Source organism: Catalinimonas alkaloidigena, assembly GCF_900100765.1.
Lineage (GTDB): Bacteria > Bacteroidota > Bacteroidia > Cytophagales > Flexibacteraceae > Mooreia > Mooreia alkaloidigena.
Window position 1 is genome coordinate 205860 of the sequence record NZ_FNFO01000010.1, and the last position, 25115, is coordinate 230974.

Consider the following 25115-nt stretch of genomic DNA (forward strand, 5'->3'; position numbering starts at 1 on the left):
AAGGGTCATTCTAGCCAGGGGCTACGACTCTGACCGCTTTGTGTTCCTTCGTGCCCTCTGTGCCTCAGTGGTTATCGGGCTCGCTTATAAACTAGTGTAGCTCCTGCACGATTTATAACTCGTCGGCTTCGTCCCGTTGCGTATCTTTTCCGGAGGGTTGGGTGGCCTCGTCGATCCGCTGGATGCGCAGGGCCATGTAGGGACGGTTCGGGAGTTTCACCTTCGCGCGGTGCTTATCGACGAAGCGGTAATTGTCCAATTCTTCCACTTCAAACACGCGATCTACGGGGGTGATGGTCCTGTTCCACGTGTCGATCACATCGACTTTGAACTTCATTCCGGGAGCCAGGTCCTCGTCGGTCAGGATAAAGTCCCACGTCTTCTGCTGCTCTTTCCCGAAGTAGAACAGGTAGTACTGCGCGTATTTCCCGGCCACATTCGTCAGGTAGTAATGGTCCAGTGGCTCCAATCCTTCCGGGGGGCCGGCCTCCACAATCTCTTTCAGGAAAGCGATCCGACTCGGACTTTCGCCCGTCAGTTCGCCGCCGAGCGAGAGCCACCCACCTTCGATGGCCTCCCCGTGCGTGGCGTACGCGCCCCCGATGTAGGCGACCCAGAAACGGTAGGTCATCTCTTCGCCCGACAACTGCCCCCACCGCCGCTCGATGTTCCCTTCGTAGTTGATCTCGTCGTGCACGATGGGCTTCTGGTAAATGTCGCGCAAGAGGGGCGAGACGCCGAACACCTTCACGGCGTTGTAGTACTGCAGGCTGACGTGCGTGACCCACGGCTTCGTGTAGTCGTAGAGGCGACCGGCGTTGTGGATGGAGCGCAGGTGCTGGTACGGATCGTGCTGCTGCACCGTCTGGAACAGCACGTCCCAATCTTCATCGGTCAGGTGCCGAATGAAGCTGTTCTCGTTGGCGAGGCTCCACCAGATGTTGCGGTACGCGCCCAGCCGGGCGATGACGTAGCGGAGGAAACGCTGGTTCGTCGCCATGTCCATCTGGTCGAAGCCCCACTTGCCCCCGTCGTACGGACGGAAGAGGATCAGGTCGGCCTGCACCCCGATGTCGCGTAGCTCGGCAACCCGCTCCTCCAACGCCTGAAAGTAGGCGGGATTGAAACGGGAGAAATCCCAGTCGGCCTTGGAGGTGCCCTCAAACGGAAACTCTGTGATTTTGAGCGGACCTTCAAGGTAATAGCCTTTGTAAGGCGGCACGGCCAGAAAGCGCGCTTTGTTGAACGGCGAACCTTGCAGCGTCTGGATGGTCTGTTGCTGCCGCTCCGGCGAGGTAAAGGCCCACTCGTAGATCGTCGTGCCGAACGGGTAGAACGGCGTTGCGTCCGCATAGCCAAAATGGAATTGATTCCGCACCTGCACAGGCCCATGGTTGTTGGGCGAGGGGGCGGTGCAGGTAAACGAACCCGTTTTGCCGTCCAGGTCCGCGCGTTTGCTGTGGGTCGTGTAGGTCCAGTTCCCTTCCCGGTCCGGCATAAACCGCACCTTGTACGTTCCGTCCCCGTCGTAAAAGCCGTCGGGGGTGTAAGTGGTATCGTCGTGGACAAACTCCGCCGTCAGCGGCACCTCGATGAACGGATTGCCCGCATCCGATCCCTGCAACGTCACCTCGAACATCCCCCACTGTTCTACCTGCGGCTGCGCCACGACGGTGAATGATACGATCAGACAAAGGAGAAGTAGAGGGAAAGTACGCATAGGGTGGTGGGGTTAAAGTCGTTTTACTCAAATACATTCTTTGTCATCTCGAACGCTAGTGAGAGATCTTCCTGACTTCAAAGTGAAATTATCTTGAAGTGAAAAAAGATTTGGCACGGGCCACCCCGCTCCCTCCGGTCAAAATGACAAAAAGGGTAACAAGAGGAGAACTTCAAGGAATGGAGTAGCTGCTGGCGTTGCTGGTTTCGGCTTGTTCGACGACCTGATCGCCTTTGCGAACCGCCGTCTTGACGTGGCGGAGGTTGTTGCCCTCCACCACAACGCCTTCCGTTTTGGAGCCGTCGAGTTGCAGGAACGTGTCGGTGCCCTCAACCGGAAAACAGCCGTGCACGTAGACATCCTGCGCATCCTTGAGTTGCATCAGGGGCACGCCCGCATGCGGCTCCAGCGTTTTGAAGCCGTCGATTTCCAGGTGCTGTACGTTTTGCGCTTCGAGCGAAGGACCGGCTTCGGTAGTGATCCGCACGTCGTGCAGGGACACGTTGGTAGCGTTCAGGATGTTCACGCCGTCGCGGGTGCGTAAGTTGATGTCGGAGAACGTGACTTCGTCGATGGGCATTTCGTCCAGTCCGCGCAGTACGAAGGCATTTTGCGCATTGCCCGTGATGCCGCTGATGTGAATGTTGCGGAACCGGGGCGTACGCTCCGACACGGGTTCGGGGTCGGTCTTCGTGTACTGCATGTTCATCATCACTGCTTCCTCGCGGATGTCTTTCATGATGATGTTGCTCACGCGGATCTCCTCGACCACGCCACCCCGACCGCGCGCCGTCTTGATCCGGATGCCCCGGTCGGTCCCGTCGAAGACGCAGTTGGCAATGGTGATTTTCTTGACGTCGCCCGACATCTCACTGCCGATCACCACGCCGCCGTGGCCGGACAGCATCGTGCAGTTCGTGATCGTATAGTTTTCGGCCGGGACACCGACCTTCCGACCGTCTTCGTCTTTCCCCGATTTGATCGTGATGCAGTCGTCGCCCACGCTGATGTGGCAGTCGGAGATGTGCACGTAGCGGCACGATTCGGGGTTAATGCCGTCGGTGTTCGGCGAGGGCGGATTGTTGATGGTCACCCCGGTCACCGTCACGTTTTCGCAGAATTCAGGGTTGACGGTCCAGAAGGGCGAGTTCTGAATGGTGATGCCTTCGATCCGCACGTTTTTGCAGTACATCGGCTGGATGAACGGCGGCCGCAGAAAGCCCACGTCGTAGGTGCCGTGCACGTCGGGCTTGATCACGTCCGGGTTGACTCGGTCGAACTCCTGTTGCCATTTGGAACGGGTCTCCTTGTTTTTCCGGGCCTCGAAGAAATAATCCCACCATTTCTTCCCTTGTCCGTCAATGGTACCCCGCCCGACGATGGCGATGTTCTCAGCCTTGTAAGCGTAGAAAAGCGGCGAGAAGTTGGTCACGTTTGTGCCCTCCCAGCGCGAAGGCACCATCGGCAGGTAGTCGTCGAAGTTGTCGCTGAACTTGATCAGCGCCCCCGCATCGATGAAGATCGTGATGTTGCTTTTCAGGTGGATCGGGCCGGTCAGGTACTCGCCCGCGGGAAAGTAGACGGTACCACCTCCCGTCGCTACGGCGGCGTCGATGGCTTTTTTGATGGAGGCCGTCGCCAACTGGCTGCCGTCGCGTTTCGCACCGTAGTCCAGCACGTTGTAGTAGAGCGCCGTCTTTGGCGGGTTCGCCCCTGCCACGACCGACAGCAACGTCAGGAGGCAGGCGATGAGGAGAGGAGTTCGGGATGAAATATGAGTAGACATGATGAAGTCGTATGATTAGCGATGTTGCATTGCGATGGAATGACCAGTTTTCTTCTCCGGTAGGGGGGCCTGGGCATCGGTGAGGTGGTCGGCGTGGAAAATTTCCTGGCCGTCGGCGAAAAGGCGGAAGCCTTTGCCCATCCCGTAATGCTCACCGGTTTTGTCCCACAGTACCGTCACGATCCGGTCGTGGTAGAGCACGTTGTCGAGGCAGAACCAGTCCCACTGCCCTTCGGGCACGAGCGGTGATACTTCCAAGGTATTGTCGGGGCGAGGCCGCAGACCCACCAGATCGTTAATGATTAGGTCGCAGAAACCGGAGTGGTTGTAGTAGCGGCTGCGCGGATTATCGCCCTTCAGCCAGTAACCGGTGCGTTCGTCCTGGTATTCCCCGATGTAGGGTCGGCCATTTTTCTGTTGTGCCTGTGCGTAAGTGTGCAGCGCCTCGAAGAAATCGTCCTTCGTCATCGAATGGTTTTTATACGAATGCAGGAGCGTCGATAGGCCTTTGAGAGTTTGGGTCGTGGCGAAGGGCCAGATAGCACCGTCCCACTCGCAACTGCCGGTACCGTGCGTCCGAAAGGCAGGGTGACGACGCTCGGCGGTGGTGAGGCCCCAGGGCGCAGCAAAGCCGTTGGTGTCGAGCATCTGCTCCCACGCGCGGGCGTACTCCGGTGTGTCGTCGGGCAGTCCGAAGTACCACGGAATGAAGCCGATCTCTTCCCGCACATCCGCGAGGGTGTCGCCTTGCTCCAGCCGCGCCTTGAAGAAGTGGGCTTTCGGGTCCCAGAGCCGTTCCTGCACGAGTTGCTTGAGCGTATCGGCCCGCCGCTCGTAATCTTCGGCCATCGCCTCCCGTCCGACCAGATGCGCCATCTTGGTCATCGCCTTGGCGTTGCCGTACATGTAGCTGTTGATGGTGGGACGTTCGTTTTTGTCGCGACGCGACCCACTGATCGATTCCTCCATGCCGTCGCGCACGTCGAACTGGTAGAAGAGGCCATCGTCCATTCCTTTTTCGGCGACCCACTTGTGGTAATCAGCGTCCAGGCTGTCGAGGAGCGACACCACGAAGGCGGTATCCTGATCGACCAGGAAGCGCTCGTAGACCGCATCGGCGGCCCAGTTACTGAACTTGTGGAAACGCGGCTTCGGCTCGTTCGGATCGATAAAGAACCAGAAATGCAGGAACTGATCCAGGTACGCTTGATCGTGCAACCAGCGCCCTTCGTAAGTCTGGTGTCCCAGCGCACAACTGATGGTCTGGTGCTTGCCACCGTGCCCGACCGGCTGAATAAATTCAGTGAAGACATATCCGTCGGGTGTCTCTTTCAAGTGCTTGCGGTAGGTCCACCACCGGAAATAATACGCCTGTTCGAGCGTAGAATCGGGACATTCGAACCGAGGGACGTTCTTTTCCAGCCAGCCCTCCGCCGCCGCGTTCGGCACCAGATTCCGGACATCTTCCGCCTCCATTGCATTGAAGTAGCTGACGTAGTGCGAAAGCGTTTCGGTAGAAACCAACGGCTGATCGGCCGGAATTTCCTTCGTCCCGGCACAGCCCAGAAGGAAAGCCAGCGTAGCGAGAGAGGTCAGGAAGGAGCGAAACGGAATGTGCATATTGAAAAAGTATCTTGCTTGATGTAGGCCGCTAAGTCATTACTGGTTTCAGGCTTTGCCCGCGCCACGCTGGCCGCGCCACGTCGGCTGAAATCATATGAACACAGGGAAGCTTCAGTTATAAACTGAAGCCAGGAATGAATGAGCTTTACAAACTAGTACACGTCAGACAGCCGCGATACTCATTCTTACTAAAGCTGGCTACTTCGCGGCTTTGGAACTGCCGACGACTTTCATCAGACCACGCATCACGTAATAGTGGCCGGGGAAGGTGCAGACGTAGGGGTAATCGCCCACCTTCGGCGCGGTGAAGTAAATCGCCTGCGAGGTTTCGGGTTGCATGAGGCACGTGTGGTAAAGCACATCGTCCAGGTCGGGAATGTAGCCCAGTTTTGAGCCGTCGATGCCCAGGTCCATGGCGGCTTTCCCGACTTTATCGGCGCTGCCCGGCGTCGTGATGACCAGGTTGTGTAGCATGTCGTCCGAGTTCTGAAACACCACTTTTACGCGGCTGCCTTCTTCGATTTCAAACGCTTCCAGATCGTATTTCAGGCCGGGCTTCGTGCCGATGGTGATGGTCACGTCCGGACCGTTGGCCCAGTCGGCGGGTTGGGTCGAAACGCTCTTGGTCGGATCGGTGCCACAACCTTCGCCGGCTTCGCCCTGCGCCGCCTGTTGCTGCATCATGGCAACGTGGTGCTGGTGATCACCTGCGCCGCCGGGAATGTGGTTCAGCGTGTAGTAGCCCAGCGGGTGGAGCAATTCAGTGCCGTTCTGCGCCGTAATCCCTTTGAGTTTCAGTTCGTGGATGTAGCCCTCGCGCAGGCCGTTTACCGTCAGGGTGACGCGTTTGCCGTCGGCCGACACCTTCGCCTCGGTCACTTCGCAGGTCAACTGGTCGACGATGGGGCTGCCGTAGCGGCGGTGGTAGAGGTACGTGAAGCTGGTCATCTGGTACGCCTTCGGGTCGGCCGCCTGTTGGCGGTTCACGGGTTGTGTAAATTCCAGTTCGAAGCCTTCGTGCAGGGCACGCATCGCTTTGATCTCGAAAGGCGTCTTGCCGGTCCAGACGAGTCGCTGCAACCCGAAGGGCGCTTTGCCGGTCGCGGGCCATCCCCGGCTGGTCATGCCGACAAACAGGGAGTGGTCGCTGCCCCACGCCGTACGGAGGATGCCCGACGAAAAGCCTTCGCGGAAGGGAAAACACGCCCCCTGGTACTCGCCGTCGACTTTTTCGAGGAAGGCGCGCATCACTTTGCTGTGGCCCTGGTCACCCACCAGCAACTGCCCTTTGAACGGCCCAAAGCGTTCGTCCTTGATGGCGAGGATGGCCGAGGTGGAAATGCCCATCAGTGTATGCGGGAACCAGATGGTCGGGAGCTTGACGCGCGGATGTTCCTTCGCGAAATCGTACATCCGCCCGATGGAATCGGGAAAGTCGTCCAGCGTCAGGTCGTCGATGGGCGATTCGGGTTCGCCGGCCCACCGCAGGCTGGCAGGGTGTCCCGCAAAATCGCCTTCGTTCAGATGGGTAATCCGGCCCGAACCGATCCAGTCGCCCTGGTTTTCCGCGAAAAAGACCTCGCCGTTCGCATCGAGTCCAATTCCGGCAGGCGAACGCATCCCGGCGGCAAAGGGCGTCATCTTCCCATCTTCCGTGATTTTCAGCATCCAGCCGTGCCACTTCGAGAGACTCTTGCCTTTCCCCTCCCAGCCCAGGTTGAGGGTGACCAACATGTCGCCGTTCGGCAGGAACAGCGGTCCGTACGAGTACTCATGGTAATTCCCGGCCAGCGGCCAGGCGTAAATGACGTTGAACAGGTCGGCTTTTCCGTCCCCGTCCGTGTCGGTCATTTTGGTCAGTTCCGCCCGCTGCGTCGTGTAGAACGATCCTTTGTTGAACGAAAGAAACAGCGGCTCGTGCAGCCCGGACGCAAAGCGTGTGTATTGCGGACTTTTCCCGTAGGGTTGGTCGATCAGCCAGATTTCGCCGCGCCGTGTCGCCACGCCCAGCTGGTCCCGGTCGTTGAAGGCGATGCCGCCCACTTCCAATTCGACGCTGTCGGGAATCGGCACGTCCTGAATCGCGTAGTAGCGACTTTCCTTCTGCGCCATTTCCGTGTCAATTCCTTCCTGCGCCACCACCGCCAAAGGAAGCAGCAGGAACCAAAAGAAGGCAGGGAGGTGCCAACAGACTCTTTTGCTAGTAGCTACGGGGGGGCCGCCCCCGCGGTTAAACCCGTAGCTACGGGAGCCTTTATATAGTATTTTTTTCACTATTCGTACGTCTAAAGATGCTTACCAGATGATAGAATACCGGACTTGGCTATCGCCCGACACAGGCACGACCAACTCTTCCTGTCCACCGCTCTGGCGGATCTTAGGTTCGTGTCCCGCCGCCTCGATGTTCTCGATATAATAGCGCTTCCCGTCGATGGCGTACGCGCCGTTGGGAAGTTGCTCAATCGTACGGCCGCTGCCCAACAAACACATCAGTTCCTGCTTGTCGGTATCCCCAAAATCAAAACTCACTTCTCGTTGCAGCCCCGTCTGATCGGGCGTGGCGTGCAGAAAATCTTCGACGGCGACGCCCTTGTAGTGATAGAAAAAGATGGGCAGGCCGTTTTGCAGGCGATAGCCGCGTTGGGTGAAGGGATTCTGATCGGCCCCGATGGAGTCGGGCCACGACGGATTTTCACCCGACAGTGCCGCGACGGTCGGCACGCCCACCAGCGGTAAGTTGGCCCCCATGGGCTGTTCCAGTTGCGGCTCGCCCCGGTCACGCCACATGAGCGAGACGTCCAGGAAATCGCCGTGCCAGACCTGCAACGGCGCGTAGGCGTTCACATCGTAAGCGTAATTGAGGCCACCCGGCAGGCCGACTGACATCGCGTACGCGTTTTTGTCTTTGCCGTGCATCATAAACCCACGCTGAATCACCGGCTCGTTTTCCACTACGATGGGCAGCGGATCGACCTCTTTGCTGCGGCGGTACGATGCGACCGTTGTTAGGGTTGTCCACGGAATGCCAGGGCCCTGATACCCGAGCACCAGGCTCTCGTCGCGGTTGGCGTAGACGATCCGAAAGGGATGGGTGCCTTCTTCCAGGTAGCGACCGCCGTAGAAAAACTGCTGGTAGTTGCGGGAGAATTGGTTGTTAACGACCTCCTGGTCATCGATGTAGAGCCAGCTTTCGCCTCCAGTCGACAGCCGGAACAGGTAGTTGCCCGCCCGTGGAATTTCCATCTCGCCGCTGAACACCATGTCGCGGTCCTGAATCCCCACCCGAAACGATAGCGTATCAGTGCTTCCGGTTTCTTCGGGTTGCAGACTCGCCAGCGTATCGGGATTGCGGTACATGCCTTCGTAGACGGCATACTGCATGTTGCGCAACGCCATCTGATCGCCGCCGTACTGCTTGTATTCCAATCTCTTAATGGCGATGCCCTGCCCCTGGATCACGAGCGGGGTGGTAGCGGGAGAGGCGTCCGTCGCGGATGCTTCAGCGAGGGTTACCTCCTGCTGGATGGTTTCGCCGTTCAAGATCACCTGGGCCAACCGGGCATCGGAGACCATGTTGCCGTTATTGTCCAGTTCGGGTGCTTTGAAGCTGATCTGGATATGTTGCCACAAGCCGGGCGCTTTGCAGGCATTTTCGGAGGGCGCTTGCCGGCCTGTTCCACCGCAGGATTCGGGCGTTACTTCCGTTTGTCCCCAGCTATCGTTCAGGCTGACTTCGTAGCGTCCCTGCAGCCGGAGCTTCGCCTGCGCGTCTTTCGCGAGCATAAATTCCAACACGAGGTCCATATCGCCGTGCTCCCACGTCGTACGCAATACCGCGTCCTGCCCCTGACTAACGAGGATGCCTGTTCCTTCAGAGACTGACAAGTCGTGGGATTTCGTACGGTCGGCATAGGCATCGCCGACAACCTGCCAGCCGTTGTTCGAGGCGGGTTGAAAGGCCTCCAGATTGTCCAGTGAAACGGACGTCAGAGGAAGTTCGGTGATGGTCGTTTCTTCGGCAAAAAGATCGGTTTCCTGCGCGCTATCATCGCCTTGACAAGCGACCAACAGGCCAAGCACAGCAACCCCAACAAAAGATTTCCACATGGCAATACTAGCTCCGGCCCCGGCAGTAACGTAGGTTTTGAATGGGGCCGTATTTCTGGTAAAGAGCCTTTCGCAATTGGATTGTACTCTTTGGAAAGGAGAAAGATGGCCGATTACTCAGCCTCAATTTTGTGGGTGACTTCCTGAAATTCCATCTTGTTGTCGTCCGACGTGACCGTCACGTTTTTCAGCAACAGGTTGTCGACGTACTGGAACGTCGCGCCTGATGCGGCCTGGATGTTGACGTTTTCGAGAATGACGTTTTCGGCGTGGGCCAGGGGCCAGCCTAAAAAGCTGATGGCGGTGCGGGCGTCGGTGGCTTCTACGTCACGGATGGTGAGGTTGCGGTAGCGCGGGGTTGCCTTCTCGAACGGTACTTTGATCTCCTGCCACTCGTCGATGTAATCGGAGCCGTCGACGTTCCGCAGCGCGTAGTCGATCACCGTCTTTACATTTTTTACTTTCCAGCCTTCATGCGTGATGTTTTCGATGACACCGCCCCGCCCTGGTCGCGGCTTGAACTTAATCGGGGCCTGATTGCCATCGGCGACGCAGTTTTTCACCAGCACGTTTTTGATGCCTCCGGCCGTCTCGGTACCCATTGATACGCCGCCGTGCCCGCTCCCAAAGGTGCAGTTCTCGATCAGGACATTTTCGGTCGGGATGTTGATGCGCAGGCCGTCCGACCCGCGCCCCGATTTCACAGCAATGCAGTCGTCGTCGCAGGCGATATAACAATCACGAATGGCAATGTCGTGGCTCGAATCCACGTCGATCCCGTCCGAACTCGCCGCCCGTTTTCCCGATTCCAGCACGGGGTTGACGATGTTGACGTTCGTGACGTCAATGTCGTGGCTGTAACAGATGTGTACCGTCCAGAAACCGGAGTTGCGCAGCTTCACGTTCTCCAGGGTACATTCCGACGTATTCTGGAACAGCATCAGCCGGGGTCGCGGCACGTGCCAGTCGATCAGGTCGCCGGGGACTTTACCCGTCAGGCTGTCGCGCTTCTGCCAGTACGGTTCCCACCAGTAGTAACCCGATCCGTCGATGGTGCCATCGCCGGTGATGGTGACATGGCTGGCGTCGATGATGTTGATAAACGCCGAGGGCCAGTCCATCTCGATGCCGGCGATGCGGGTGTTTTTCAGTTCCGGAAAATTTTCCAGTCCCGCCACCGCCCGCAGCTTCGCGCCTTCCTGCACCTCCAGCGTCACGCCTTCTTTCAGAAAAATCGCACCCGACGAAAACACGCCTTTCGGGATCTGGACCGTCCCACCCCCGTTTTCTGCACAGGCGTCAATAGCCTGTTGAATCGCCTCCGTATTCACCGTCACCGAATCGCCCACCGCGCCATACGCCGTGATGAGGTAAGTCGCCGTTTCAGAAGAGGCCGTCTTGGTATCAGCGGGTTGTTCGCAGGAGAACAAGCTGAGGCAGAGAATGCTTACCAGTAGCGACGGAATTAACCGCCCCCTCCTCACTAGTTTCAGCTTATAGCTGAAACTCAGGAACACAGGGAAGCTTGGGGCGGCTCCAGCTACAAGCTGATGCCAGGGTTTGAAAATTAGTAGCGACGGAATCAAACACCCGACAGACGGCCCTGCGGCGTCCTGGTCTGTAACTAGGGATGCAAAAAAACGCTTCTTATGTTTCAATAAACGCATGCAATTCAGGGGAGACTACTGTGCGGCTTTCTGCCACGGATAAGTGAAGACGTACGTGCCGGAACCCAGGTCGACTTTTACAGCATCGTCCTGCGCGGTTACGTTTTTAGCGACTTTGTTGCTACTCAGGGCTTTGCCGTCCATCTGGACTGCTGCGGTGGTGGCGTTCGGCAGGACGACCGTGGCGGTGGTGTTGGCGGGCACTTCGACCGTGTAGGTCATTTGTCCTCCGTCGAGTCGCCAGCCGGAAGCCACTTCGCCGTACATCGTTTTGAGCGTCGCGGTAGCGTTGGTCAGGTCGCCGCCCGGTGTCGGTTGGAAGATCGTGTGTTTATAGCCCGGCTGTTCGGGATCGAGCTGGAGTCCCGCCACGGTCGTGTACATCCAGTCGCCGATGGCCCCGTAGGCGTAGTGGTTGAACGAGTTCATGCCCACCGTCTGGAAGGTGCCGTCGGGGCGTTGGCCGTCCCAGCGCTCCCAGATCGTAGTCGCGCCCTGCGTGACGGGATAGAGCCACGATGGATAGCGCTTGTTGAACAGAAGTTGGTAGGCCAGTTCGGGGTAACCGTTGTCCGATAGGGCTTTGCACAGGACCGGCGTGCCCAGAAAGCCCGTGGTCAGGTGACCGAAGTAGCGTACGTCTTCCGCCAGTCGCTCGGCCGCCATGTCTTTCAGTTCATTAGGAACGAGGCCGAACGCTAACGCCAGTGCGTAGGCCGTCTGCGTGTTGGACGTGAGCCGCCCGGTCGAGGTCATAAATTCTTTATTGAACGCGGCCTTGATCTTCGGCCGGAGGGAGGCCAGTTCCTGCGCTTCCTGATCCTTGCCCAGAAGCCGGGCGACGTTTTCCAGGATGCCGGTCGAGTGATAGAAGTAGGCCGTGGCGATCAGGTCTTTGTCGGTGTGCGCGCCCGCGTAGCCGTAGTCCGGCGCGTTGTAATTGTAGCTTTCGTACTCCGCGAACGAAAGCCAGTCGCCGAAGTGGAATCCGTAATCAAAGATGTAGCGATCACCGGCGTGTTTCCGCATGTAATCGACCCAGCCCTTCATCGTCGGGTACATCGTTTCGAGGATGCGCTGGTCACCGTAGGCCTGGTAGACCGTCCAGGGAATGACGATGACCGCGTCGGCCCAGCCCGTCGCCCCGAAGCCGTCGGACCAGCCCGTGCCGCCGCCGTTTTCCACCATGTTCGGTACGACCCACGGAATGCTGCCGTCTTCCCGCTGATCGACCACAAAATCCTGCATCCATTTCGTGAAGAACGGCGCGGCGTTCATGTTGAAACAGGCCGTCGGGGCGAAGACCTGGGCGTCGCCCGTCCAGCCGAGGCGTTCGTCACGTTGCGGGCAGTCGGTCGGTACGTCGAGGAAGTTCCCCTTCTGCCCCCACTGGATGTTGCTCTGCAACTGGTTGAGGAGCGAGTCGGACGAGGTAAAGTTGCCGATAGGTTCCATGTCGGAATGAATCACGATGCCGGTAATGGCGTCGGGCGTCAGCTCACCGGGATAGCCCTGCACCTGCACGTAGCGGAAGCCGTGGAACGTGAAGTGTGGCTCGTAAACTTCTTCGCCGTCGCCCTTCAGGATGTAGACATCCGTATTTTTGGCGGTGCGCAGGTTGGCGGTGTAAAAATTGCCTTCTTTGTCGAGCACCTCCGCGAACGTCAGCGTCACCTTATCGCCTTTCTGGCCTTTGACGTTCAGCCGCGCCCAGCCGACCATGTTCTGCCCGAGGTCAAAGACTTTCTCTCCCTTCGGGGTGGTGATGAACTCGACGGGTTTCAGTTCCTCTACTTTCCGGACGGGCGATCCGACGGAGGTGACCAACGTGTTTTTCGTGTGATCCAGCGGTTTAACGGCCGTCCAGCCAGAACCGGAGAAAGTAGGTTGCGACCAGCCTTTCTGCTCCAGCCGGGCGTCGTAGGTTTCGCCGTTGTAGAGGTCGGACGCGAGGATCGGGCCTTTGCGGGCCGTCCACGACGGATCGGTGATGATTGTTTCTTTGGAACCGTCCTGGTAGGTGACGTCCAGTTGCAGGAGCAGCGCCAGGTCCTCGCCGTACGTATTGCGGTTTTCCTCTTCCCAGCCGAGGTGCCCCCGGTACCAGCCGTCGCCCAGGATCGCGCCGATGGCGTTGCTGCCCGGTTGCAATTGACGGGTCACGTCGTAGACCTGGTACTGTAGAATCTGGTCGTAGTTGGTCCAGCCGGGCGTAAACACCTCATCGCCGACCTTCTTCCCGTTCAGTTGGAGTTCGTACAATCCCAGCGCGGTGGCGTAGATGCGGGCAGATTTTATCGGCTTGCCAAGCGAAAATTCTTTCCGCAGGTACGGAGCTGGTTCTGCCTTCGTCAGGTCTTCCTGCCAGGCCGGGGTGATCCACTGCGCCTGCCAATCGGCGACGGTCAGCAAGCCCATTTCCCAGGTCGCCACCGGGCTCCAGCCCGATTTCTGATTCTGATTGTCCCACGTCTGTACCTGCCAGTACACTTTTTGGCCGGAGGCAAGCGGTTTCCCTTCGTAGGGCACGTGGAGACTCTGGTCTGAGCTAATTTTACCGCTGTCCCATAACAGGTCCTTGCCGCTTTTCAGCTTCGCTTCTGAATCGGCGACGCGGATCTGGTAGGCGGTCTGCAACACGTCCCGCTTGTTCGAGGTCAGTTGCCAGCTCAGCCGGGGATGTTCCGTGGCGATGCCCAGCGGATTGGTCTTGTACTCGCAGACCAGGTCGGATACCGAGAGCTTGGCCCACGATGGCAGTGCCAGACTCAGGCAGAGGAAAAAGGTTAGTAGGGAAGTTTTGTGTATCACCGGAGTGGATTATTGGGTGGTTCGGTTGATTTCATTTTTTACGTGTAACGCCACAAGCTTGTAGCCGCACCAGGCAGGCTCGTGGTGATTGGTCTGCACGTTTTCAGACGACACGTTTGAGTTTGTAGCCGAAGCTAGTTGCGGACGCATCAGTTGCGGTACCACGATCTTTTTTAGAGAGTGATCTTGATAGGAGTGGACGTTTGTTTTGGATCTTGTTCCATGACTTAACCGTTGATTTTATCTTTTAGCCGCCACTCAAGAAATACCGTTAAGCTTGGCGCGACCCATGTTCTGCTATCATCTTCATGGTTCCAAACGAAAATATCCTGCCGCTCAAAGCTGTTTTGTAAAGTCACAAAACCAAATAGGTCTCCATTTCCTGAGGCTGATATAAAAAGTAGCTGTTCAAATGACATAAAGAGACTTTTGAAATCGAGATTAGCCCGATAGGATTGATTTACTTCTATTACTTTTTCAATGGACCAAACAAGCTCATCTAGCCCATTTCCATCGGTTGATACAGTGATTCCATTCGTCTGCGTATACAACTCTTCCAACGCAGCTGGCAACTCCACCAACGCAAACTGTGCCGCTAACCTGTGTAATTGTGCGGGTGTCCCAGGCGGGTGCAAGCCGAAAGATGCTGGCGTTTCCAGTAGGTCCAGCCTTGATAAAAATTTCTTCCAATTCATCGCTTAACTCCATTACCTGTGTGCAATAGCTGGTTATTCTACGAAATCAAGACAACGTCACTTTGCCTCAAGGGCGGCTTCGGCGTTCGTGAGTTCCTGTAGTTTTTCGGCCAGCACGTCCTGATTCAGTTTGAGTTTGACCATGCCCATCGGATGAAAGCGCTTCTTGGCGTCGATGGCGGCGTAGACCATCGTGTAGGTGCCGTCGTCTTCGGGGATGAGGCAGAGCGGCGTGCGCATGATGTCCCACCACTTTTTCACCTTCGTGCGGATCGGGAAATAGTGTGCCTCCGTCCAATGGTAGCCGTCTTTTGAGAGCGAATAACCCATCATGTTCGGCAGGTGGTGCCCCCAGGCGTCCGGCCCACCGTCGAAGATGGCGATGTACAGATCGTTGGGCAGTTGGCTGACAATGGGGTTTTCGATGAACCACGGATGCATCGACGTGACGGGATTGACGGTCGTGTCGAGGCGCGTCCAGGGTCCTTCGAGGCTGTCAGCTTCCGCGAGGCCCACGTACCAGCCCTTGCCCGTGTTTTTCGGATAATCGTCCCAAGAGGCAAACGGGTAAGCTCCACCGTAAAAAGCGAGCCACTTGTCACCGACTTGATACGGAAAGAACGAATCGACGCCCTGGCGGCCTTCCCACGGCTGCGAATCCAGCCCCGGCTCCATCACGATGCCTTGATCTTGGTACGGTCCGGCGATGCCTTCCTCCCCTTCCTGCGTCGACTCGGTGCGCCAGATGCGACCGAACGAATGGTTGGGGGCAATCTCGAAATGGACGGTGTAAGCGAGGTAGAAGCCGTACCAGCGGTTGTGCGTCTCGCTGAACACAGGCATGTACGACCAGATCGCCCCACGGCGGTCGTTGATCGGGTTGTCGTCTTCCGTGACGGCGTAGGTGCCGCTGGCCTCGTAGATGGCCGACTGGCGCGTCCAGGTTTTGGCGTCTTTGCTGGTCCAATAGCCAATTTTGGTCTTGACCCGGTCGTAGTAAGGTTCGATGCCTTTTTGCCCGGCTCGTTCAGTCGGGAACATGTGGTACGTATCGCCGATCTTCACGCAACGTCCGCCTTCGAAGCCCCCTTGAATCCCTTCCGTGCCCGGCATTCCTTCGTCGATGACCGGTTCGTCAGGGCCACCCATGATTTCGAACAGGGCTTTCTCGTCCGAAAAGCCTTCCACGATGTAGGTGTCCCACTCCCGCCCGTCGAGGCGATGGGCGTCGCGGGGCGTAAGGGTTTCGCTGGCTTTCACCGCACCCAGAAACATCTGCTTCCCGTCGAGGTCAATGGTGTGGGTGCCTTTCGCATACGGAACGGCGTAGACATCGACCGGCGGCAATCCGGTGACGGTCAGTCCCCGCGTCAGGATCTTTTTTCCATTGACGGCAGGTTCGCCCTGCGGTACGCCGATGAGGGCTTGAGCCGCTTCGCGAAAACGGACTTTCACGGGTTGTGCATCTTGTAGCCGGATGCCCGTCAGGCCGTCGATTTCCGGTGCGATGCGGACGATGCAGTTTTTCTCCCCCACGAACGGATGCCCCAGGTCGGCCGTCGTGAACGGCATGGCTCCTTTGGTTTTCAGGTCGAAGGTGGCGGATTCCCAGGCGGTGCTGTCGGTTTGGGCAAAGGCTCCCTGAGCGACGAAGAGTGCGCAACAGAGCGGAATGAGTTTTTGAAAAGAAGATAGAGGCAAGTGGTGGAAGTTCATACAAAATCAAATTTTACCACGGAGGCACAAAGGACACAGAGGTTCACGGAGAAAACGGCTATTCCAGTTCGACGCGGATGACCTGCGCCAGGCTGGAGGGCAGCCGGGTTTTGGCAGGCAGGGTTACGACCAGACCGGCGTCGGTCATTTTGAACGGACACTCCTCCAGCTGCTTCAGTCCCAGCAGGGTGACGGCCTTGACCTTTCCTTTTAGTTGGGCTCCGTTCAGTTGCTTGAGGCAGACCTGTACATCCGCCGCCAGCTTGTCCTGGTCACCGCCGGGCCAGTCGAGGAAGATGCCGTAGACCCGTTTGTCTTTCGTGGTGTAGTGGACGCGCTGGCCTTCGTCGGTGGTTTCGCCGCTGACCACGTAGGGACGGGTTTCGTAAATCGACTCGCCGAAGGTCCAGAGCCAGCGCCCGATTTCGTTGACGACCACGCGCTGATTTTCCGGGATGGTACCGTCCGACTTGGGCGAGAGGTTCAGGAGGAGTTGCCCGTTGTTGCTCACCACTTCGATCAGCTTCTCGACGATGTCTTCCGGAGTGCGAATCTCCATGCCCTCGGTGTAACCCCACGAGAAAGAAAAGCCCGTCCCGATGGAGTAATCACTCAAAAACGGCTGTTCGCTGATCCGATCGGGGTTGGAGTTTTCGTGGTCTTCCATGCCCACGTTATAAGGAATGTCGGCGCCTTTCGAGGTGACCGTCACGTCCTGCCCGCGCTTCTCGGCTTCGGTGAAATAGTGCGCGAGGTACTTGCGGAGGTTGTCCTGATCGACCTGCTCCAGCCAGGCGTCGTGGTAGATGATGTCGGGGTGGTACTTATCGACCACCTCCAGGCACTTGTCCAGCCACATCTGCTGCCATTCGGCGTGATCCATCGTGGAGCCGTAGAGCTTCGCGTATTTTGGGTCGGCCCCGGCCCATTCGGGCTGCAACTGTACGTTCGTGTAGTTAAGTTCGTGGTGCAGCGAGGCGAAAAACTTCATCCCCCGCTTGCGGATCGCCTGTTCCAGTTCGCCCACCACGTCGCGGTGCGGTCCCATGTCCTTCGCATTGAACGGCGTCACGTCGCTGTCCCACATCGCAAAGCCGTCGTGGTGCTCAGCCACCGGCCCGGCAAAGCGCGCCCCGCCTTTCACGAACAGATCGGCCCACGCGTCGGCGTCGAAGTTTTCGCCAGTGAACATCGGAATGAAGTCGTGGTAGTCGAATTCGGTCAGCGGACCATACAGGGCCACATGCCGTTTGTGCGTGCCCAGCTTGCTGTATTCCGCCGTGTTGTGCATGTGCTGGATGTAGTGCTCGTTGTTGTAGGCCGGTACGGAATAGACACCCCAATGGCAATAGATGCCAAACTTGGCGTCGCGCAGCCACTCGGGGACGGGCTGGTGCTGTGCCAGCGACTTCCAGGTGGGTTTGTAGTTGGTACGTTTTTGGGGCTGCGCGACGGCAGCAAGGGTTCCGATGAAGAAAAACAGGAGGTGGGCAGTAATGCGCATAAGTCAAGTAGAGTGGTTGTGACAGGCCCGTGGTGCGGTGAAAGCCCAGGCTTGCCTACTCTACAAGAGCCCACTGCGCTCCGGTTTATAACCTCTCCGGCTTACTTTCGGGAGGGAGAAATCGGCACCGATCCGAATCGTTAGTGCAGCAGACGCCGGTCCCACGACCACGCGCCCCCGCCCTTCCAGATCAGAAATACAGTTCCCAGAAGCATGGCCCAGTCGGTCCGGGCCTCGTGCGCCATCGTCCAGAACCCTTCGTCGGTCAGCAGCGGCAGTTTGGTCGTGGCCAGGGCCACTATCATAATCACCAGCAAGGGAAACGCCGCCACGCGCGTCATCAGTCCCAGGAGCAGCAACAGCCCGCACACCACCTCGCACCCACCGACGAACGCACCCAACAGCTCGGGCGACGGCAACCCGATTTTCGCAAAGCGCCCCGCGCCCCGTGTGGCCGGAAACAAAAACTTCTGAAGGCCTTCGGAGAGGAAAACTGCACCGACCATCAACCGAATGAGCCAGATCGCCGGATCGGCCGCAGTGCGCAGGAGCTGTTTCATGGCAGGCAAGATACCAGATTGGCCAGCCTTGCCCAAGGGGACCGCAAGGGCGGATGAGGAGGTCGCGGGGTAACCTTCTGGTAACATTTCTGTAAACATTCTGTAACACCATCGCTTTTTATACCAGAACCCGTGTTTTCTATGCCCCCCTACCACCTTCTGTTTTCGTTCCGTCTCCACCTCCTGAGCTTGATGCTCGTAACGCTAGTCGGCCAGGCGCAACCACCCGCTCCGGCTGAACCACGCCTCGGCTCGTTCGAATTTCGCTGGGAGCTGGACGTGCCTTTGCTGGTCGGCGGTGGGGGGCTGGCCATTCTGGGCGAATACCTGGCCCAGGAGACCCACCCGCTGACGCTTCAACAGCTTCCTTCTTACGAACGACAGCAGATCAACGGCTTCGACCGGGTTGCTACCTTTCAGAATCATGCGGGGGCCGCTACTGCCACCGACATCTTGGCGGCGGGCGCGGCGGTTACGCCTCTGCTGTTGCTGGCCTCCCGCGAAGTACGGCACGACCTGATACCGGTCCTGGTGGTGTATGCCGAAACCGCGACTACGTCGATGGGATTCACCAACCTCATCAAAGCGTCGGTCCTTCGGGTGCGGCCCTACGTGTACAATCCCGAGGTTCCGTCAGAACGCAAGCGGGTGCCCGACGCGCGCCATTCGTTTTTCTCCGGGCACACCGCCAACACGGCCGCGTTCAGTTTTCTGACGGCCTACATGATTTCGAAGTATTCGGAGCATCCGGCCGTGAAAGCGACCGCCTGGACCGGTGCCGCCCTGTTGCCCGCGACGGTGGGCTTCCTGCGGGTGAAAGCCGGCCGCCATTTTCCGACCGACGTGCTGGTGGGCTATGCCGTCGGAGCGAGCATCGGGGTACTTATCCCGCACCTGCATCGGCTTCAGCTTCCTCCCGATACGGCCGCGCGTCGCCTGCGCCTGCACATGGTGGGCAACGGAGTGGGCTTGGTGTACGCGTTGTAGCGTCCGCAGGCACGAATGTGGTGCCGCTACATGCTTTTTTGCAAAATCTTTTTTTATTGGTGATGACTTCCGCCCGGTAGGTCCGATCTACCGACAAATGCCTGTTGCCTCTCCTGACACGTCACGCGCGTCATCGGCACTACATGTCTCACCGTCCTTTTTCCTCAACACGTATGAAAACCTATGCCCTTTTCTTGTTTCTTCTGCTGGCGCTCTCGTGGTCGTGCCGGGCCGCAGAAGAATCTGAACCCAACGATGCCGCCACGCAGGCCGATCCGGTCGCGGCCAACGAAACCATGGCCGGTCTGATCGGCTACGCCAACGGAGGCACGACCGACGCTGCCGACTGGTTTACCTCGCTGGTGCCCGACGACGGGACGCTGCGGCTCGTTTTCGAAGCCCAAAACACCAGCGGCAATGCCGGAGCCGACTTCTTCGTCCAGATTTTCAACAGCAAGAACGGCAACCTGTTGAGCCAGACCTATGCCAATACCCCCGTGGGCCAAACGGAGCGCGATACGCTTTATGTCTACGGACTCGCCAAAGACTCGATCTTCGTAAAAATCACGTCGGCGTACAGTTACAGCTACAGCTTTCACTACCACCTGTTGCCCGCTGCGGCCAACGATCGCGAGCCTAATGATCTGGTCGAAAACGCTCAGGTAGTCCCTTCAGACGGCTCGGCGGCCGGTCGGATCAGCTACGCCAACGGCGACACGCAAGACCCCGCCGACTGGTTCGCCACGATGTTGGCGGACGACGGCACGCTACGACTCATCTTCGAGGCCGAAAACACCAGCCACAATGCCGGAGCCGATTTCTTTGTGCAAATTCTGAATAGCAAGCGTGCAAATCTGCTGAGCCAGACTTATGCCAACACGCCCATTGACGGCACGGTCCGCGATACGCTCTACGTCTATGGTTTGGCCCACGATACGGTTTTCTTCAAGATTACCTCGGCTTATAGTTACGATTACTCTTTTGCCTACACCCTGCTGCCTGCCGCGGCCAGTGACACTGAACCCAACAACGAAACGGCCGAAGCCCAGTCCATCGCCGCAACCGAACCGACCACCGGCCGGATCAGCTATACCAACGGCGACACGCAAGATCCCGCCGACTGGTTTACCAGCCTGCTTCCCGACGATGGCACCCTGCGGATGATTTTCGAGGCTAAAAACACCAGCCACAACGCCGGGGCCGATTTCTTCGTCCAGATTCTCAACAGCAAAAGCGGTAACCTGCTGAGCCAAACCTACGCCAACACGCCCATCGACGGCACGGTCCGCGATACACTCTATGTATACGGCTTGGCGCAAGAGGCCGTCTATTTCAAGATTACCTCTGCTTACACGTACGACTACACCTTCCACTATGCGCTATTGCCCGCCCATACGCCCGATCGGGAGCCGAACGATGAGCGCGCCCTGGCGCAAAAAATAACGGCTAACGATACGGTGCACGGACGAATCAGTTACCAGAACGGCGATGTGTTCGACGGGGCGGATTGGTTCGGCTCCCTGTTGCCCGATTTCGGGACGGTAGAAGTGGTACTCGAAGCCCGGAATACCAGCCATAACGCCGGTGCGGACTTTTTCTTTCAAATCCTAAGTAGCAACAACACCAACCTGTTGAATAAAACGTACGCCAACACGCCCATCGACGGCACCGTTCGCGATACGCTCTACGTCAATGGTCTGGCGAAAGACTCGCTGTTTTTTAAAGTAACCTCGGCTTATAGTTACGACTACACGTTTACCTACCGCATGTACTCGCCGACCAGCGCTCGTCCCGGCCCGGTCGCCGCGCGCCTCTTTACGGTCTATCCGAATCCGTCGGGCGGCCAGATGACGCTCGCACCTACCATCACCGCGTCGCGGGTCTTCGTCCAGGTGATCGACGCCTACGGCCGTACGGTAGCCGCCCAGACGCTGGACCACACCACACCCTCGACCAACATCCCACTAGACTTGACGATGGAGCACCCCGGCCTGTACTTTGTCTGCCTGACTACGGCTACGGGGCAAACGTATACGCAACGGATTGTTTTGCACCCTACCTTACCCTGACGGGCGTACGTATCCGCTTTACATGAAAAAGCCCTCGCAACGAAGATCGTTACGAGGGCTTTTGCTCGTCGGGGTGGCGGGATTTGAACCCACGACCCCTTGCACCCCATACAAGTGAATACAGTTAGATTTACTTCGAAATGTTGACATAAATGCGTATTTTCGCTTTTTAAGGCAGATACATTTCGATGCATTTTGATCCATTTCACTGAAAACCTTTAAGAAATCACCCTTTAACCTTTAAGGTATGGCTACGTTTTCACCTGTTCTCTGGAGCCAAGGTGGGAAGGACGGAAACCTTCCCATCAAGTTCCGCCTGCACATTGGCAATAAGTCAAAATATTTTGCCACGGATTATGTCTGCAAACCCGAGCAATGGAGTAAAGAAACTCGACTTCTTATCACCACCCTCCCGAAAAAAGAGAAACATCCCCAGGCAGCATATATCAACTCCTTTCTTCAGGATCAAGTTGAGGATGCTGTGGCCATCATCACTCGTCTCCAAACGAAGCAGGCCTTGACCCTGGAGCGGTTCGCGGAGGAGTTTCTGTCTAAAGACAAAAAAGTAGAAGTAAACCCACCCCCGGATCATCGTACCAACGTCGGTGCTTACTTTACCCGCCGAGAAGCCGAATTGAAAAGTGAAGGGCGCATTGAGTACGGCAATACGCACCGGTATGTGAGAAACTCCCTTCTCCGGTTTCACTTCAAGATAAAGAAAGATATTGCCGCAGATTTCAACAAAGATTTTTCCTTCACCCAAATCGATGTCTCCTTTCTGGAAACCTACCTGCGATGGCTGCGCACCTCCTCCTGTACCGACCGAACTATCCGCACCTACCTCTGCACACTCCGCACGGTTTTTAAGCAAGCCATGCGCAACGGCGTAGAAACCGGGGAGTATCCCTTCAACGAATTCCAGTTCGAAAAGCGGTTGAACCTCCGTACCCGCAAACGGGCACTACCAAAGCAACAGATGCTGGCGTTTATCAAGTACGACGCAGCCTCCCTTCCCCTCAGCGAACGAATTTTTTACGAGATGTTTGTCTTCAGCTACATGTGCAACGGCATGAACTTCGTAGACATGGCTTACCTCCAGTGGAAAGACATTTCAGACGGGCACCTAATCTACAGCCGAAAGAAAAATGAACGGAGGCAACATGCTGATAACACCATCATCGTACAACTGTATGAGGAAGTCCAACGCGTCCTCTCTCTTTTCCAGGAATCTGCCTTTGCTGGCAATGGTGGTTATGTTTTTCCAATCATTGATCCAGAGATCCACAAAACTCCTGCGCAAGTCGCCGATCGTATCAAAAGCACGCGGCGGCGTTACAACGCTGCCAACCAGCGCATTGCAAAAGCCGTTGGCATCACCACTAAATTGACCAGTTACGTCACTCGACACACGTTTGCCAGCGTATTGTTCCAGGGTGGATTGCCTATTTCGCAGATCCGCCCTGCAATGGGTCATGCCTCAGAGACGACGACACAGATCTACATCGACGACGTCAGCGCGCTACGTCACGATGAAATTTACAATGCATTGTTGTAGTCTCCGATTTTTTTAGTACATTTGCAGCGCAACCTGATAATTTTTTCGGTTGTCCCGGTGCAACGGCACCGCTACGCCCCTAGTGGGTACTGAAACAGGCGAAAATTATTAAAAACTCATCTACGCCTGGCCTTTACTTTTTTAAACATGTTAAAACTGCCTTCTAATCGAGAGACAGTAGAAACACTGGTGTTTAATCACCACACACTTCAACCCTTCATGCGAGCGGCTTACCGCTTAAGCATGCAAATGCTTGAAATCTCTTCCACTGTACGGCAACAAGTCGCGCTTGATCCTGCCAGAGCCGGTGAAATTTACCGTCGAGTTCAGGACCAGTATGCAAAGATGTGTGTAGACACTCTTTATGATTTATGGAGCGCACATGTGGCCAGCACGACAGCACAGGAATTGTTGTCCCCAGGTGAAAAGCCTGCCCCCGAAACACCGGGCAATGCCGGTGTCGATTAACGACGTACATCATGTACAGTTCAATGTTCGAGGCGTTTCAACTCGAACTGGCCCAGTTTATCGAACAGCTCGTCAACGAGCGTGTAGCTCAGGCGCTGCAACAACACGAGCACAAATGCTCAACCCTTGACAAGAAATCGCTCTTGACCATCGATGAGGCTGCTGCGTACACGGGTTATCAGCGCTCGACTCTATACTCGAAACACAGTATTCCGCGAGTGAAACGCGATGGACGGATTTTTTTCCCTCGTCAAGAGCTTGACGACTGGATGGCGGGGAACGCCCCTCGTTCACGGAGTAAGTAGGCTCCGCTAGCTGAATCGGGGGGCTCACACCCCCCGATTTTTTACTTTAAAACATCATGCAACCTAAGGTTGTACCTGTCGTCGATTGCCTGGTCATCAAACTCGAATTACCGGACATCGACGAACAGTTTTCACATGTAGGTCAGAAACCCCATTTCACAAAAAAGACGATCTCAGCCGGGAATGCGCGCCTCCGTATGTTCAACCTCCATCACGAACTCTACAGTCAGGATGGAAAGGAATTGATCGGAGTAATGGGCATGAGGGGCCGCAGCCCCTCGCTCCGGAATGCTGTGCACCTAGAGGTCGATAACCGGTTGTTTTATACACAGGACTGGCCCACAAAGGTGCAGGAGGCCGTGCATGCAATGGGGTACCGACTGCCTGACGAACTCGTCCCTGTGCAGATAGACCTCGCCTTTGATACGACGCAACCGCTGGAAGATCGGATGCAAGACATTTATGTTCAGTCACGGCTCACGGCTCGGAAGGGGGACTCGTCATACCGGTACCAGCCAAAGTTCACGGCGTTCATCCGCCCGGAGAAAACGGGCGGGTATACGATAGGTTCGGACAGTGCCGGTAGGGCCGTTTCCATCTACAACAAAACGAAAGAGTGTAGCGTCAAACCGAAACCCTATATCTCAGCATTTCATCAATCGGTCGGCCTGTCAACCACGCCCATTTTCCGCTGTGAGGTGCACATGACCAGACGATACCTGAACACTAAGAAGCGCAAACACCCTCCGATCCAGTTCGACCGGTTACATGATCCTAAGTACCTCTTGTCGTTGGGGCTACGCCATGCGCGACCCTGGTTGCAGTGGAGCGACCGGGAGAATATTATCGGACACGATAAACACGGTAATGAACGCTTCGAAGAGGTTGAGGTACTGGACTGGCCCTCCTCCATCGCTCCGTTGCCTGAGTTGCAACCAACAGAGTGTGTCGACGATTTCAAATTTCAGAATGCAAAGCAATCGTTCCGATACGATCTGGAATTATGGCTGCGTACCGGGCTGGTGTCAACGCTACATCACCTCCGCAGCGTCATCGCCACCCAACCCATCGAAGCGGGCCTCCCACAAAGCCAACAGTGGCCGCATTATCAGAAGCGTATCAGGACAATTGCAGAGCGGTTTTCCTACCTGACCCATGACCAACATATCCGGGCACGCTGTGCATATGCCGAGCGTACACTCGATCCTTACCGGGGAAAACGAGTGAAGATGGGGGCGCGCAAAAAGCGGCCTCGGGCAGTCCGACGTACAGGTGAACTATTAAGTAGGGGTACGAAAACGAAAGAGTACGAGCCTGGTCCTGTTGCACATCCCTCCTGCATCAGGTATGTGAGACAACGAAGGGCTTATCTCCTTACCCTAATTACAGTACCCAGAGGCAGACCACCCCCTTTCGTCCGGTCACGATAACCCCTGTTTAACTGTACCATAACCCCCCCCCTCGGGGGGGCCCCCGCCCCCACCCCTGGGGTATCCCCCCACCTGGGACGATCCTAAAAGGTTTTACCAACGCGGGGGGGGC

At 57.0% G+C, this 25115-nt stretch carries 17 protein-coding genes; 6 read left to right on the forward strand and 11 right to left on the reverse strand.

The window, feature by feature from the left end; genetic code table 11:
* Positions 1–112: 112 nt before the first annotated feature.
* From BLR44_RS22155 to BLR44_RS22205, 11 genes are all read right to left on the reverse strand, one after another.
* Positions 113–1720, reverse strand: a complete 1608-nt coding sequence (locus BLR44_RS22155) for a DUF5060 domain-containing protein (protein WP_089686242.1) — start codon at positions 1718–1720, stop codon at positions 113–115.
* Positions 1721–1892: 172 nt separating this feature from the next.
* Positions 1893–3506, reverse strand: coding sequence for a glycoside hydrolase family 28 protein (locus BLR44_RS22160; RefSeq protein WP_089686244.1), 1614 nt, complete (start codon positions 3504–3506; stop codon positions 1893–1895).
* 15 nt (positions 3507–3521) lie between these two features.
* Complete coding sequence (locus BLR44_RS22165; RefSeq protein WP_089686247.1) at positions 3522–5126, reverse strand: MGH1-like glycoside hydrolase domain-containing protein; 1605 nt, start codon at positions 5124–5126, stop codon at positions 3522–3524.
* Positions 5127–5327: 201 nt separating this feature from the next.
* Positions 5328–7241 (reverse strand): plastocyanin/azurin family copper-binding protein, encoded by a 1914-nt coding sequence (locus tag BLR44_RS22170; protein WP_089686445.1) that lies wholly within the window; start codon positions 7239–7241, stop codon positions 5328–5330.
* Positions 7242–7424: 183 nt separating this feature from the next.
* Positions 7425–9236: a 3-keto-alpha-glucoside-1,2-lyase-like domain-containing protein gene (locus BLR44_RS22175; RefSeq protein WP_089686249.1), complete on the reverse strand. Its 1812-nt coding sequence runs from the start codon at positions 9234–9236 to the stop codon at positions 7425–7427.
* A gap of 113 nt (positions 9237–9349) precedes the next feature.
* Entirely contained in the window at positions 9350–10666 is a 1317-nt protein-coding gene (locus BLR44_RS22180) for a glycoside hydrolase family 28 protein (protein ID WP_176956161.1), read from the reverse strand.
* 252 nt (positions 10667–10918) lie between these two features.
* The gene (locus BLR44_RS22185) at positions 10919–13714 is read right to left on the reverse strand and encodes a glycoside hydrolase family 78 protein (RefSeq protein ID WP_089686253.1); all 2796 of its coding nucleotides are present in this window, start codon (positions 13712–13714) and stop codon (positions 10919–10921) included.
* A gap of 227 nt (positions 13715–13941) precedes the next feature.
* Positions 13942–14409 (reverse strand): SMI1/KNR4 family protein, encoded by a 468-nt coding sequence (locus BLR44_RS22190; RefSeq protein ID WP_089686255.1) that lies wholly within the window; start codon positions 14407–14409, stop codon positions 13942–13944.
* Between the two features lie 57 nt (positions 14410–14466).
* A complete protein-coding gene (locus tag BLR44_RS22195) occupies positions 14467–16125 on the reverse strand; it encodes a glycoside hydrolase family protein (protein ID WP_089686257.1) in 1659 nt (552 codons plus the stop codon).
* A 58-nt stretch (positions 16126–16183) separates the two neighbouring features.
* Complete coding sequence (locus BLR44_RS22200) at positions 16184–17629, reverse strand: alpha-L-fucosidase (protein ID WP_089686259.1); 1446 nt, start codon at positions 17627–17629, stop codon at positions 16184–16186.
* Positions 17630–17769: 140 nt separating this feature from the next.
* The gene (locus BLR44_RS22205; protein ID WP_176956162.1) at positions 17770–18189 is read right to left on the reverse strand and encodes a DoxX family protein; all 420 of its coding nucleotides are present in this window, start codon (positions 18187–18189) and stop codon (positions 17770–17772) included.
* 141 nt (positions 18190–18330) lie between these two features.
* On the opposite strand from BLR44_RS22205, the gene BLR44_RS22210 reads away from it, so the two are divergent.
* The 6 genes from BLR44_RS22210 (at position 18331) to BLR44_RS22235 (ending at position 25003) form a co-directional block, all read left to right on the forward strand.
* On the forward strand, positions 18331–19176 hold the full coding sequence (locus BLR44_RS22210; RefSeq protein WP_089686261.1) for a phosphatase PAP2 family protein: 846 nt from the start codon (positions 18331–18333) through the stop codon (positions 19174–19176).
* Positions 19177–19349: 173 nt separating this feature from the next.
* Positions 19350–21245 carry a T9SS type A sorting domain-containing protein gene (locus BLR44_RS22215; RefSeq protein WP_176956163.1) on the forward strand — a complete coding sequence of 632 codons (1896 nt, stop codon included), beginning with the start codon at positions 19350–19352 and terminating at the stop codon, positions 21243–21245.
* Between the two features lie 247 nt (positions 21246–21492).
* A complete protein-coding gene (locus tag BLR44_RS22220; RefSeq protein ID WP_089686265.1) occupies positions 21493–22800 on the forward strand; it encodes a site-specific integrase in 1308 nt (435 codons plus the stop codon).
* 147 nt (positions 22801–22947) lie between these two features.
* Positions 22948–23268, forward strand: a complete 321-nt coding sequence (locus tag BLR44_RS22225) for a hypothetical protein (protein WP_143017418.1) — start codon at positions 22948–22950, stop codon at positions 23266–23268.
* Between the two features lie 23 nt (positions 23269–23291).
* Positions 23292–23573 (forward strand): helix-turn-helix domain-containing protein, encoded by a 282-nt coding sequence (locus BLR44_RS29430; RefSeq protein WP_410493117.1) that lies wholly within the window; start codon positions 23292–23294, stop codon positions 23571–23573.
* A gap of 56 nt (positions 23574–23629) precedes the next feature.
* A complete protein-coding gene (locus tag BLR44_RS22235) occupies positions 23630–25003 on the forward strand; it encodes a hypothetical protein (protein WP_089686270.1) in 1374 nt (457 codons plus the stop codon).
* Positions 25004–25115 lie beyond the last annotated feature (112 nt).